We start from the raw sequence: 13,713 nt of genomic DNA on the forward strand, positions 1-13,713 counted from the left end.
GGAGCGATCTACTCGGCTGCCGTCTTGTGCGGCTCGGGTTCGCCATCGAACAGCGAGCGTTGCTCGCCGCTTTCCACCACATGCAGCGCCGGCCGGCTCTTTCTCGACGAGAAGCTGAGCAGCCAGCCCGAGAAATTCTCGAAATAGACATAGATCACCGGCGTCACGAACAGCGTCAGCGCCTGCGAGGCGAGGAGACCGCCGACCACGGCAACGCCGAGCGGCTGGCGCAATTCGGCGCTGGCGCCGGTGCCGAGCGCGATCGGGAACGTACCCATCAACGCGGCAAGCGTCGTCATCATGATCGGCCGGAAACGCATCAGGCAGGCCTTGTGGATGGACTCCTTCGCCGACATGCCTTGTCGCCTGAGTTCCAGCGCGACGTCGACCATCATGATGCCGTTCTTCTTGACGATGCCGATCAGCATCAGGATGCCGATCACTGCGATCACCGACAGGTCCATGCCGGCGAAGCGCAGCGCCACCACGGCGCCGAGCACTGCCGACGGCAAGCCGGTGAGAATGGTGAGCGGGTGGATGAAGCTCTCATAGAGCATGCCGAGCACGATATAGATCGTCAGGATCGCGCCGCCGATCAGGAAGCCCTGGTTGGCCAGCGAATCCTGGAAGGTCTTGGCCGTGCCGGCAAAGCTCGTCGATATCTCCTTCGGCATGCCGATCTGCTCTTTGAGCTGATCGATGCGGGTCACCGTGTCGCCGAGCGACACGCCCTGCGGCAGATTGTAGGAGATCGTCACCGCCGGAAGCTGGCCGAGCTGATTGACCGTCAGCGCGCCGGCCGTGCGATCGACATGGGCGAAGGCGCCGAGAGGCACCAGGCTGCCGCTCGCCGTCCGCATCTGGATGGCGAGCATCCGCTCCGGCGACCATTCGATCTTGGGATCGAGCTCGGTGATAACCTCATAGCTGTCGGCCGAACCGAAGATCGTCGAAACCTGGTCGGTGCCGAAGCCGCCATAGAGGGCGGAACGAAGCGTGTCGGTATCGATGCCGAGCTGGGCGGCCTTGTCGCGGTCGATCACCAGCGACGCCTGCAACGCGTTGTTCTGCAAATCGCTGGTGACGTCGGTGAACATCGTGTGGTCGGCGGCCATCGCGTCGTTCAGCTTCTGCGCCCAGATGTCGGTCTGGCCGGTATCCAGGCCCTGCACCACGAGCTGATAGGCGCTGGCGGATGACCGCGAGCCCAGCCGCAGGTTCTGCACAGGCTGCATATAGGTCTCGATACCCGCCACGCCGGCCAATTGGCGTCTCAGATCCGAAAGCACCTTCTCGATGTTGGGTCGCTGATCCTTGCCCTTGAGCTGGACGAAGAGCTGGCCCTGGTTGAGTGCGTTGTTGCCGCTACCCGCCGACCAGGCCACATGGTCGACATAGGGCGACTTCGAAAACACGCTGGCCACCTGCCCCTGCAGCTTGACCATGGCGTCGAAAGAGATGTCCTGGCGCGCAAGGGTGGTCACCGAGATCTGGCTGATATCCTCCTGCGGGAAGAAGCCTTTCGGCGAAACCTGGATCAGCCACACCGACGCTGCCGCGGTGGCAACGAAGACGAGGAACACCAGGAAAGTGTTTCGCAGGCAGAAGCCCAGGATCCGGTCGTAACCGCGCGTGATGAGGTCCGGCCTGTGACCGGGGGCGTGCTTTTCGCGATCGGCCTTGGTCACCGAGAGCAGGCGCGAGCAGAGCATCGGCGTCAGCGTCAGCGACACGAACATCGAGGCCAGTATGGCGACAGTCACCACCACGGCGAATTCGTTGAAGATGCGGCCGATGACGCCGCCCATCAGAAGCACCGGAATGAACACGGCCACCAGCGAGATCGAGATCGAGATGATGGTGAAGCCGATTTCGCGCGCGCCCTTCAGTGCGGCGTCGAAGGCCGACAAACCGTCTTCTTCCATGTGGCGGAAGATGTTTTCCAGCATGACGATGGCGTCGTCGACGACAAGGCCGACGGCTAAAGTCAATCCCATCAGCGAGATGTTGTCGATCGAGAAGCCGAACAGGAACATCGCCCCGAGCGTGGCGATCAGCGAGATCGGCACCGCCACGGCCGGGATGATGGTTGCCGTCACCCTGCGCAGGAACACGAAGATCACCATCACCACCAGGGCAATGGTCAGGAGCAGCGTGAACTGGACGTCGTCGACGGCTTGCCGGATCGAGGTCGACCGGTCGTTGAGCAGCTTGATGCTGGCTGCCGCCGGCATCTGGTCCTGGAAGGACGGCAGCATCGCCTTGACCTTGTCGACCACCTCGACGGTGTTGGCGTCCGGCTGACGCTGGACCGCGAGGATGATCGCGCGCGTGCCGTCGTACCAGCTCGCCGTCGTCGTGGTCTGCACGGAATCGACGACGCGCGTCACCTCGCCCAGCCGCACCGGATGGCCGTTCTTGGTGGCGATGATGAGGTTGGAGAAGGCGGCGGCATTGCCGAGCTGGGTGTTGGCGGTGATGGTCAGCTGCTGCTTGTTGTTCTGCAGCACGCCGAGCGGCGTGTTGCTGTTGGCCGAGGTGATCGCGGCCTGCAGCTGATCGATCGAGATGCCGCGCGCGGCAAGCGCCGTCGGATCGATCTGGATGCGCACAGCATATTTCTGCTGGCCGAAGATCGAGACTTGCGCCACGCCGTCGATGGTCGACAGCGACGGCGAGATGACGTTTTCGGCGAAGGCGTCGAGGTCCGTCAGCGGAACCGTGTCGCTGACCAGCGACATCAGGAGGATCGGCGCGTCGGCGGGATTGACCTTGCGATAGCTTGGCGGCGCGGTCATCTCCGGCGGCAACGATTTTTGCGTGCGCGCTATCGCTGCCTGGACATCCGCGGCCGCCGCGTCGATGTCGCGGTTGAGCACGAACTGGATGGCGATCGAGGTCTGGCCGAGCGAATTGGTGGTCGAGATCGAATCGATGCCGGCGATCGTCGCGAATTGCTTGATCAGCGGCGTCGCAACGGAAGTCGCCATCGTCTCCGGCGAGGCCCCCGGCAGGCTGGCCGAAACGTTGACCACCGGAAATTCGGCGCTGGGCAGTGCCGCCACCGGCAGGAACTTGTAGGCAAAGATACCGCCCAGAATGAGGGCGAACGACATCAAAAGGGTGGCGACGGGCTTGCGGATGCAGAATTCGGAGATCATTGGCTCGCCCCGCCGGCCTTGTCGGCCTCCGCGACCTTGGGCGACGCCTGATCGCCGGATCCGGCCGCGGCTTTGCCTTCATGCACCGCCGCGCCGTTCTTCAACCGTGTCTGGCCTTCGACGACGACCTTCTCGCCGCTCTTGAGACCATCGCTGATGGCGCTGTTTTGGCCCTCCGTCAGGGCCACCTGCACCGGCCGCATCTCGACGGTGTTGTCCGGCTTGACCACATAAACGAAGGGTCCCTTCTGGCTGGGCTGCACCGCGACCGTCGGAACCGAGGTCATCTGCGGCATCGTGCCTGCTTCGAGCACCACGTTCACATATTGGCCGGGCCACAGCGAAAGATCGGGATTCGGTATGCTCGCCCGCGTCGCGATGGTGCCGGAAGCCGTATCGACGCTGGAATCGACAAAATCGAGCGTGCCCTTGCCGATCGGCGTGGGATCACCGTCCTTGGTCAGCGTCACGTCGCCTTGCTGTGGGTCGGCGAGCGCCTTGTGCAGCAAGGCAAGGTTGCTCTCCGGCAGCGTGAAGTTCACCTGCAGCGGATCCATCTGCGTGATGGTGACCAGTGGCGTCGAACTGGCTGAGCTGCCGTTGCTGGTGGTGACGAGATCGCCGACCGAGACGTTGATGGCGCCGAGCCGGCCCGAGATCGGCGCCGTAATCGTCGCGTAGCTCAATTGCACGGTGTCGGCATCGATGGTCGCCTTGTCGGCGTCGATTGTGGCGGCCGCGGCCTTCTGCGCCGCCAGTGCCTGATCGTAGGTCTGCTGCGTGCCGGCCTGCTTGGCGACAAGGTCCTTGGCGCGCTGCAGATCGGCCTGGGCGCTCACCAGCATCGCCTGGTCCTTGGCCAGCGTCGCCTGGTCCTTGGCAAGCTGCGCCTTCAGCGCGCGGTCATCGAGCGAAATGAGCAGATCGCCAGCCTTGACCATCTGCCCGTCCTTGACCGCGATCGACACGATCTGGCTGGAAACGCGGGCATTGATATTGACCACCTCCGGCGACGAGACGAAGCCGATGGCATAGCGGCGTATCGGGAAATCGGCGGTCGTCGCGGTGGCGGAGACGATTGAGGCCGAACGCGGCCCGCCGCCTTTCGCATTGCCGCCTTTTGCATTGTCAGAGGCGGCGGCCGCTTTATCGCCGCTCGCCGTCTTGTCCGCGGCGGCCACGCTGGCCTGCTTGCCCGAAATCAGCTGCTGGACCTTGGCCAGCATTGTGGGGGCCAGCGTCGTGGGCGAATAGTAGAGCCCGGCGCCCGCCAGACAGGCGACCGCAACAACTGCAAAGGCGATTTTTCCGCGCATCGACAAACAAGCCCTCTACTCGCGACACGCCGATCTCGGTGGTCCATTGTAGCTCGATTCACGGCTCTTCGCCGCGATTTTCGCCGAATAGATAGGACAAGGCTCGGGCGGAAAAGGGTCAAAACACGGCATTACGAAGATTTAATGTGCAGTGCACAAATGTTGGGCAGCCGGCTAAGAGGCAGCGGAGGCCGCTGCGGCCGGTCCGAAGAAGCTGCCTAAATGAGTTGAGATTCAGCGCAGAGAGCCGGCGTTTGCAGGCACCTGGATGCTGATATACCTAACGGAGCATGGGCCAAAGCGTCGCCGCCAACAGCATACCCATGGCGATGTTGAACCATTTCAGCCGCACCGGATCCGACAGGAACCCGCGCAGCGCTGTGCCGAAGCCGGCCCATACCGACACGCTGGGCAGGTTGACGATGGTGAAGGCGATCGAGATCAGCGCCACCGAGACGAACGGGTGATCGGCATTGGTGTAGACGGCCATCGCGGTGATCGCCATCACCCATGCCTTGGGGTTGACCCACTGGAAGGCAGCGGCGTCGATGAAGCGCATCGGCCGCCCTTCCACCCCTTTTCCGTCGCTCATCGAGCGCGACATGGCGATCTTCCAGGCGAGGTAGAGCAGATAGGCCGCGCCGGCGATCTTCAACGCCGTATGCAGCACAGGCAACGCCGTCAGCACCGCGCCGAGCCCGAAGCCGACCGCCAAAAGCAGGACCAAAAACCCGATGCTGATGCCCAGCATGTGCGGAACCGTCCTGGCGATACCGAAATTCACGCCGGAAGCGAGCAGCATGAGGTTGTTCGGCCCCGGCGTGATCGACGTCACGAAGGCATAGACCAGCAGGGCAAGGAATCCGTCAAGCGACATGTTATCCTCCCGGATATGTCAGCCTTACTGTCCTTTTAGCAAGTATGCAAAAGCCAGAAACGGGCAATCGCCGGGCCAAAGCTGGAAACAGGATGGTCGTCCTGATTACATGCCCTGCGGACCGCGGTTCATGGCGGCGACGCCGGTGCGGCAGATCTCGACCAGGCCGAGCGGCTTCATGATGGCGATGAACTGGTCGAGCTTGGATCCCTTGCCGGTGATCTCGAAGATGAAATGCTCGGTGTTGGCATCGATGACCGAGGCGCGGAAAGCATCCGCAAGGCGAAGCGCCTCGACCCGGGCGTCGCCGGTGCCGGCGACCTTGACCAGCGCGAGTTCCCGTTCCAGCGGCCGTTCCTGGCCAAGCTGATGCGAGCGCACGGTCAGGTCGACCACCCGGTGCACCGGCACGATGCGCTCGAGTTGGTTCTTGATCTGCTCCATCACATGCGGCGTGCCGCGCGTCACGATGGTGATGCGCGACAGATGCTTCTCGTGCTCGGTCTCGGAAACGGTCAGGCTTTCGATGTTGTAGCCGCGCCCGGAAAACAGGCCGATGACGCGAGCAAGCACGCCCGGCTCGTTGTCGACCAGCACGGAGAGCGTATGCGTTTCCGGCTTCTCGGTTTCCTTGGCGATAAAATAGGCGGAGCCGGTCGGTTGAAGGTGTTGTGCGTTCATAAGATGAATCTCGATTTCAGACTTTTGAGCTAATTCTCTGTTTGCGCACGGCTTCTCACGACAGCCCTGCCCCAGCGGCTGGTGTTACGGATGGAGCATGATGTTGCCCGAAAACCGCTTCACACTTTTCGGCATCATGCTCTAAACCAGTTCCCTGCCCTTGGCGTCGATGGCGTTGGCCACGGCCTCGTCGGTCGCCTCGTCCGGCAGGAGCATCTCGTTATGCGCCTTGCCCGACGGGATCATCGGGAAGCAATTGGCAAGCGTCGCCACGCGGCAGTCGAACAGCACCGGCTTCTTCACCGAGATCATCTCCTTGATGGCATCGTCCAGCTCGTCCGGCTTGTCGCAGCGGATGCCGTGGCCGCCATAGGCCTCCGCCAGCTTGACGAAGTCCGGCATCGCCTCGGTGTAGGAATGCGACAGCCGGTTGCCATGAAGCAACTGCTGCCACTGGCGCACCATGCCCATGTACTGGTTGTTGAGGATGAAGATCTTGATCGGCGCCTCATACTGCACCGCCGAGCTCAGCTCCTGCATCGTCATCTGCACCGAGGCGTCGCCGGCGATGTCGATGACCAGCGCGTCGGGATGCGCGATCTGCACGCCGAGCGCCGCCGGCAGTCCGTACCCCATCGTGCCCAGGCCGCCCGAGGTCATCCAGCGGTTCGGCTTGTCGAAATGGTAATGCTGCGCCGCCCACATCTGGTGCTGGCCGACCTCGGTGGTGATGTAGGTGTCCATGTCCTTGGTCAGCGCATAGAGCCGCTGGATCGCATATTGCGGCATGATGACGTCATTGTTCATCTTGTAAGCAAGCGAATCCCGCGCCCGCCATTTCGCGATCTGCTCCCACCACGGATAGAGCGCCTTCTTGTCGGTCTTGGCGGTCGCCCGCCACAGCCGCACCAGATCCTCCAGCACGCGGCCGACATCGCCGAGAATCCCGACATCGGCATGGACGTTCTTGTTGATCGAGGACGGATCGATGTCGATGTGGATCTTCTTCGAATTCGGCGAGAAGGCGTTGAGCCGGCCGGTGATGCGGTCGTCGAAGCGCGCGCCGATGCAGACCATCACGTCGCAGTCATGCATCGCCATATTGGCTTCGTAGGTGCCGTGCATGCCGAGCATGCCGACCCAGTTCTTGCCTGATGCCGGATAGGCGCCGAGCCCCATCAGCGTCGAGGTAATCGGAAAGCCGGTCAGGTCGACCAGCTCGCGCAGCAAATGACTGGCTTCCGGTCCCGAATTGATGACGCCGCCGCCCGAATAGATGATCGGCTTCTTCGCGCCGGCCATCAGCTCGACGGCAGCTTTCACCTTTTCCAGGTCGCCCTGGACCTTCGGCTGGTAGCTGGTGCGCGGCGCAGTCTGCGGCGGCACATAGATGCCCTTGGCGAACTGCACGTCCTTCGGGATGTCGACGACGACGGGACCGGGCCGCCCGGTCGTCGCGACATGGAATGCCTCATGGATGGTGGCGGCGAGCTCGTTGACGTCCTTCACCAGCCAGTTGTGCTTGGTGCATGGCCGCGTGATGCCGACTGTGTCGCATTCCTGGAAGGCGTCGGAACCGATCAGCGAGGTCGGCACCTGGCCGGTGAGGCAGACCAGGGGAATGGAATCCATCAGCGCATCCTGCAGCGGCGTCACCGCATTGGTGGCGCCGGGGCCGGACGTCACCAGCAGCACGCCGGCCTTGCCGGTCGAGCGCGCATAGCCTTCCGCCGCGTGGCCGGCGCCCTGCTCGTGCCTGACAAGGATATGCTCGACCTCGTCCTGCTGGAATATCTCGTCATAGATCGGAAGGACCGCGCCGCCCGGATAGCCGAAGACGTGCTTGACGCCGTTGTCCTTCAGCGCCTGCACCACCATCTCCGCGCCCGTCATTTCGCGCCGCTCGTTCTGTCCGTTGCTCATCGGTCTGGTCCCGTACTGTCCGCCGTCTGGCGATTTGCTGGTCGTTTAGTTCGGTTGAAGGCAATAAAAAAGGCCCCCGAGGGAGCCTGTGGGATGCGCATGGGAGGTTTTCGCCCGGCGGTTACACCGCCTTGCCCACGCGCCAGCCTACGAGAATGAGTGCCGTTTTCATGGGCGCGGACACTAGAGGCGGGTACGGCAGCCTGTCAACGGGTAAAATGGCGCCTTTAACGCGGCTTCCCGATCAAGCCATTGAAAACGCGCCAAACTATTGGAGGGCGTGACGCCTCTCAGGTTTTGCCGAAATAATTCGCGGATGCCGGAAAGCCCAATCCGGCGGTGCGCTCACCCAAGAAGCAAACCCGGAGGAGAATAAATGCTCGAGAGAACACCCACCACCAAAGCGCAGGCGCTGCTCGACAAGTTCGGCAACGCACTGGAAGCCGGCGACATCGACAGCGCCGTCAACTGCTTCCAGGCCGATTGCTACTGGCGCGATCTCGTCACCTTCACCTGGAACCTGAAGACGATGGAGGGGCAGGACCAGATCCGCGACATGCTGCAGGCGACGCTGGCCGGCATCAAGCCGACCGGCTGGTCGGTGGCCAAAGGCGAGGAAGCGAGCGAGGATGGCGGCGTCATCACCGCCTGGATCACCTTCGAGACGAATGTGGCGCGCGGCTTTGGCCTTGTGCGGTTCAAGGGCGACCTGATCTGGACTTTGCTCACCACGATGGCGGAGCTGAAAGGGCATGAGGAGAAAGCGGGCTTCACCCGTCCCCTCGGTGCCAAGCACGGACACGGCAAGGGCCGCAAGACATGGCGCGAGGAGCGCGACGACGAGATCGCCGAGCTCGGCCATACCAGGCAACCCTATGTCGTCATCATCGGCGGCGGCCAGGGCGGAATTGCGCTCGGGGCAAGACTGAAACAGCTCGGCGTGCCGGCCATCATCATCGAGAAGAACGAGCGTCCGGGCGACTCCTGGCGAAAGCGCTACAAGTCGCTCTGCCTGCACGACCCGGTTTGGTATGATCACCTGCCCTATATCGACTTTCCGAAGAACTGGCCGGTCTTCGCGCCGAAGGACAAGATCGGTGACTGGCTGGAGATGTACACCAAGGTGATGGAGCTGAACTATTGGAGCTCCACCACCGCGAAATCCGCCAAATACGACGAGAAGGCCAAGGAATGGACAGTCGTCGTCGAGCGCGACGGCAAGGAAATCGTGCTGAAACCGAAGCAACTGGTGCTGGCGACCGGCATGTCCGGCAAGGCGAACTGGCCGAAATACAAAGGCCAGGATATCTTCAAGGGCGAGCAGCAGCATTCCTCGACCCATCCCGGCCCGGACAAATACCGCGGGAAGAAGGTGGTGGTGATCGGCTCGAACAATTCGGCGCACGACATCTGCGCGGCGCTGTGGGAAGGCGGCGCCGACGTGACCATGGTGCAGCGGTCATCCACTCATATCGTCAAGTCGGATACGCTGATGGATATCGGCCTTGGCGCGCTCTATTCCGAGCAGGCGGTCGAGAACGGCATGACGACGCGCAAGGCCGACATGATCTTCGCTTCGCTCCCCTACCGCATTCTGCACGAATTCCAGATTCCGCTTTACCAGCAGATGAAGGAGCGCGACGCGAAATTCTACGAGGATCTGGAAAAGGCCGGCTTCATGCTCGACTGGGGCGACGACGGCTCCGGCCTGTTCATGAAATATCTGCGCCGCGGCTCCGGCTACTATATCGATGTCGGCGCCTGCGACCTCGTCATCGACGGCTCGATCAAATTGAAAAGCGGACCTGGCGCCGCGGTCCAGGAACTCACCGAAACCGGCGTCAAATTCGTCGACGGCACCGAGTTGCCGGCCGATCTCATCATCTATGCCACCGGCTACGGCTCGATGAATGGCTGGGCCGCGGACCTCATCTCCCAGGAGGTGGCGGATAAGGTCGGCAAGGTCTGGGGTCTGGGTTCCAACACCACAAAGGATCCCGGCCCCTGGGAGGGCGAGCAGCGCAATATGTGGAAGCCGACGCAGCAGGAAGCGCTCTGGTTCCACGGCGGCAACCTGCACCAGTCGCGCCACTATTCGCAGTATCTGTCGCTGCAGCTCAAAGCCAGGCAGGTCGGCCTGCCGACGCCTGTCTATGGGCTGCAGGAAGTCTACCACAAGGCTTGAAGCCGGACGCTTGCAACAGGATGGAAGCCCGCAACGAGCTTCCATCTATCATGCGCTTAGAACTCCGCCCTGCCCGTCAGGGCAGTCTCATATTGGCGCAACTTAGGGCGTCGATCTCGCCCTATCCGCTTCCAATAGATCAGCGTGCCGGTCAGGCCGCCATGCGGCTTGAGCGCAAAATCGGGGATTTCGCCGGTCAGCGTGAAACCAAGCTTCTCATAGAGGCCCGCCGCGCCCTCTTCACTTGCCGTGTCCAGCACGAGCAGCGTGCGGCCTGTCTCGACGGCCAGTTCCTCTGCGGCGCGCATCAGGCGGGTCGCGACGCCCTTGCCGCGATAGTCGCGGCCGGTCATCAGCTTGGCGATCTCGGCGCGGTGCGGTTGATTGGGGGGAAAGTCGAGCAGCAGGGTGACGGTGCCGGCAAGCGCCCCGCCCCGCCATGCGCCCAGCACCGCCCTTTCCCCGCGCGCGGCCGCGGCAAGCGACTTGCGCCAGAAATCCCGCGCAGCCTCCGCCGACAATGGATGCATGAAGCTCACCGATCCGCCGGCGGCGACCGTCTCGATCAACAGATCGGCGAGCATCGCGATGGTCGCCGCATCGTCGCTCAACGCCTGGATTTCAAGGGAGTCCATGCTGGTGCTCTCCAGAAGTATCGGGGATAAGGTCATTCGAAATGGCTGGTCCGCTTGCGCCGGCGCGTCCGCCGGATTTCGGCGATACGGTCGGAGTCATCCTCGCTGAGATGGCGGCCACGCTCCAGAATCTCGAGCGTATATTCCTCATAGGTCAGTCCGAGCCGCTCGGCCCTCTCCAGCCGCATCAGCATGACGGCATGGCTTGGTGCCTTCCAGGCCTTGTCGTGGGCGGCGCGCCAGGCGAGGAAAATGTAGGCATCACCCTTGCCCCAAGGCGGACCGTCATAGTCGTCGAGCGGCGGCCCGCCATTGTGCGAGCGCTTTGGCCGGCGAGACATCGGAGTCAGTCCCTGACCAGCGCCACGAGATACTCCGCCGCATCCGGTCCGGGAGCATGAAAGACGCAATCCGAGGGCGCGCCGAGCGCCAGGCAGTCGCCGGGCTCGAGCCTGTGCACCACATCGCCTTCGGTGAAATCCAGCCTTCCGTCGATCAGCCATATCTGCTGCTTGATAAAGGCGTAGGATGCGGCCGGAAGGCTTACCGTGGCGCCTGCCGGCAGGCTGACCCTAACCAGTTCCAATGGCATGTGCGATGCCGGCGACAGATGCCGCCGGATGTAGCCCGTTGCCGGGTCCTGCCAGACCGGCTGCTCGTCCCTTCGTGAAACGCCGCCGCCTTGCATCTCGGCCCGTGCGATCAGCGTCGACAGCGTCATGCCGAAGGCGGCCGCGATGCGCACCAAGAGCGCCGCGGTCGGACTGGTCGTACCGCGTTCGATGGCGCTCAGCATCGCCTTCGAGACAGCCGAGCGCTCGGCCAATTCGGCCAGCGACCAGTTCCTCACCGTCCTTTCGGAGCGTATGCGCTTTCCGATCGTGGCTGTGATGTTATTCGATATATCGTCCATTCGTCCAATATATAGGAATTGCGCAGATTGGGAAGAGGCCGTTCGATCGAATTGTCGCGGCTGGCTTAACGCGACCTACACCATCCGGCCTCACGTGACTTTAACCCCGATTGGATAAGGTTCCCGCTCCAGGGGAATGGAACCGGGACAGCCATGTTTGTCGAACGCGAAGCCTCCGTTGGCGAACCGATCTCGCAGGAGCGCCGCAACATCCAACAGAACGACAAGCGCATTCTGGGCAATGTCGTGCAATGCGACGGCGCGCGCGCCACCATCAGCGCGCATGCCGAGGACGCCGAAGGCACGGTCACCGGCCTCTGGACTGTCGGCAGGATGATCTCCATCAATCTCGGCTCGACGAGAACGGTCGGCCTTGTTTACGCTATCGGCAAGTCGGACCTTCACTGGAACCATGATGGGCAGAATCTGATCGAGGTCAGCGTCGAGCTGGTCGGCGAAGTGCGCGACGGTGCCGAGCCCGGCGCCAAGCCGGTGTTCGATCGCGGCATCACCACCTATCCGCATATCGGCGCCGTCGCCCATCGCATCCGCAGCCGCGACCTGCAGGCGGTCTACGATCTGGCCGGGCGCCATTCGGTGACCATCGGCACGCTGTCGCAGGATGAGTCGATCGATGCCAACATCGCCATCGACGACACGCTGGCGCGCCATTTCGCCATCGTCGGCACGACCGGCGTCGGCAAATCGACGGCGGTCTCGCTGCTCTTGCGCAAGACGATCGAGGCGCGTCCGGATCTGCGCGTGCTCATCCTCGACCCTCACAACGAGTTTGCCGCCTCGCTGCCGGAATATTGTGTGAAGGTCGATTCCAAGACGCTCGACCTGCCGTTTTGGATGTTCAGGCTCGAGGAGTTCGCCGAAGTGCTGTTTCGCGGCCGCGAGACGGTGCCCGAGGAAGTGGATGTCCTGCGCGACCTGATCCCGGCCGCCAAGAACCTCTACCGCAACCCGAATTCCGGCACCTATATCCGGCGCGGCAGCGACGCGCTGACGGCGGACACGCCGATGCCCTACCGCATTGCCGATCTCATCAAGCAGATCGACGAGCGCATGGGCATGCTTGAAGCCAAGAACGACCGCCCGATCCTGAAATCGCTGAAGACGCGCATCGAATCGGCCGCCGCCGACCCGCGCTACCGCTTCATGTTCAATTCGCGCCTGATCGAGGACACGATCCACGAAACGATCGGCAATATTTTCCGCGTCCCCAGCCACGGCCGCCCGGTCACCTGCTTCGAGATGGCCGGCATGCCTTCGGAAGTCGTCAATTCGGTCTGCTCGGTGCTGGCACGCCTGGCCTTCGACCTGGCCTTGTGGAGCGAGGGACGGCTGAGGCTGCTCCTGCTTTGCGAGGAAGCCCACCGCTACATGCCGGCCGATCCGCGTCTCGGCTTCGCGCCGACCAGGCACGCGTTGTCGCGCATCGCCAAGGAGGGCCGCAAATATGGCTGTTATCTGGGCGTCGTCACCCAGCGCCCGGGCGAGCTCGACCCGACGATCCTGTCGCAGTGCTCGACCTTTTTCGCCATGCGGCTTGCCAACGAGCAGGACCAGGCGATCATCCGTTCGGCCATCGCCGACTCCTCGGCCTCGACGCTGGCGTTCCTGTCCTCGATGGGGCAGCGCGAAGCCATCGCTTTCGGCGAAGGCGTGGCGACGACCATGCGGCTGAAATTCGAGAAGTTGCCGCAGCAATTCATCCCCGGCACCGCGAAAGGCGAGCACATCGAGCCCTCCGTGGACGGCAGCGATGTCGATCTGGCCATGATCGTCGAGCGGCTTCGCAACGTGCCGAAGCCGCAGCAGTCCATGGCTTTCGCCGAGACCGTGGACTCGACTCGTCAAGCTGGCGACCCGGACTACAAGAAGCCGGCCACCGCCGCGCCCCGCGTCCAGCCCGACGACGACTTCGACACACGCTACGGCCTGAAGCCATCGACCTTCGGCATGCGCCAATTCAATGATTGAACAACCAGCCTCGTAAGCACAGCCAAATTCCGA

At 62.9% G+C, this 13,713-nt stretch carries 10 protein-coding genes; 2 read left to right on the forward strand and 8 right to left on the reverse strand.

The features are described 5' to 3' along the window. Window positions 1-8 precede the first annotated feature (8 nt). From P9273_RS06270 to P9273_RS06290, 5 genes are all read right to left on the reverse strand, one after another. The gene (locus P9273_RS06270) at window positions 9-3,161 is read right to left on the reverse strand and encodes an efflux RND transporter permease subunit (RefSeq protein WP_278048111.1); all 3,153 of its coding nucleotides are present in this window, start codon (window positions 3,159-3,161) and stop codon (window positions 9-11) included. Next, a complete protein-coding gene (locus P9273_RS06275) occupies window positions 3,158-4,477 on the reverse strand; it encodes an efflux RND transporter periplasmic adaptor subunit (RefSeq protein ID WP_278048112.1) in 1,320 nt (439 codons plus the stop codon). Before P9273_RS06275 ends, P9273_RS06270 begins: the two co-directional genes overlap by 4 nt. Before the next feature lie 280 nt (window positions 4,478-4,757). Next, window positions 4,758-5,354, reverse strand: a complete 597-nt coding sequence (locus tag P9273_RS06280; RefSeq protein WP_278048113.1) for a LysE family translocator — start codon at window positions 5,352-5,354, stop codon at window positions 4,758-4,760. A 105-nt stretch (window positions 5,355-5,459) separates the two neighbouring features. After that, a complete protein-coding gene (gene ilvN, locus P9273_RS06285) occupies window positions 5,460-6,035 on the reverse strand; it encodes an acetolactate synthase small subunit (protein WP_041007722.1) in 576 nt (191 codons plus the stop codon). Between the two features lie 141 nt (window positions 6,036-6,176). After that, window positions 6,177-7,958, reverse strand: coding sequence for an acetolactate synthase 3 large subunit (locus tag P9273_RS06290; RefSeq protein WP_278048114.1), 1,782 nt, complete (start codon window positions 7,956-7,958; stop codon window positions 6,177-6,179). 376 nt (window positions 7,959-8,334) lie between these two features. Between P9273_RS06290 and P9273_RS06295 the strand changes: the two genes are divergently transcribed. Next, the gene (locus P9273_RS06295) at window positions 8,335-10,143 is read left to right on the forward strand and encodes an NAD(P)/FAD-dependent oxidoreductase (RefSeq protein WP_278048115.1); all 1,809 of its coding nucleotides are present in this window, start codon (window positions 8,335-8,337) and stop codon (window positions 10,141-10,143) included. 56 nt (window positions 10,144-10,199) lie between these two features. On the opposite strand, the gene P9273_RS06300 is transcribed toward P9273_RS06295, so the two are convergent. From P9273_RS06300 to P9273_RS06310, 3 genes are read right to left on the reverse strand one after another with little or no spacing between them, the layout of a single operon-like run. Beyond that, window positions 10,200-10,778, reverse strand: coding sequence for a GNAT family N-acetyltransferase (locus P9273_RS06300; RefSeq protein WP_278048116.1), 579 nt, complete (start codon window positions 10,776-10,778; stop codon window positions 10,200-10,202). 32 nt (window positions 10,779-10,810) lie between these two features. Next, a complete protein-coding gene (locus P9273_RS06305; RefSeq protein WP_278048117.1) occupies window positions 10,811-11,119 on the reverse strand; it encodes a hypothetical protein in 309 nt (102 codons plus the stop codon). A gap of 5 nt (window positions 11,120-11,124) precedes the next feature. Next, window positions 11,125-11,691 carry a helix-turn-helix domain-containing protein gene (locus P9273_RS06310; protein ID WP_278048118.1) on the reverse strand — a complete coding sequence of 189 codons (567 nt, stop codon included), beginning with the start codon at window positions 11,689-11,691 and terminating at the stop codon, window positions 11,125-11,127. 153 nt (window positions 11,692-11,844) lie between these two features. Between P9273_RS06310 and P9273_RS06315 the strand changes: the two genes are divergently transcribed. Continuing rightward, window positions 11,845-13,680, forward strand: a complete 1,836-nt coding sequence (locus P9273_RS06315; protein WP_278048119.1) for an ATP-binding protein — start codon at window positions 11,845-11,847, stop codon at window positions 13,678-13,680. The last annotated feature ends 33 nt before the right edge of the window (window positions 13,681-13,713 follow it).

The sequence above is a fragment of the Mesorhizobium sp. WSM4935 genome (genome assembly GCF_029625735.1).
Taxonomy (GTDB): Bacteria; Pseudomonadota; Alphaproteobacteria; order Rhizobiales; family Rhizobiaceae; genus Mesorhizobium.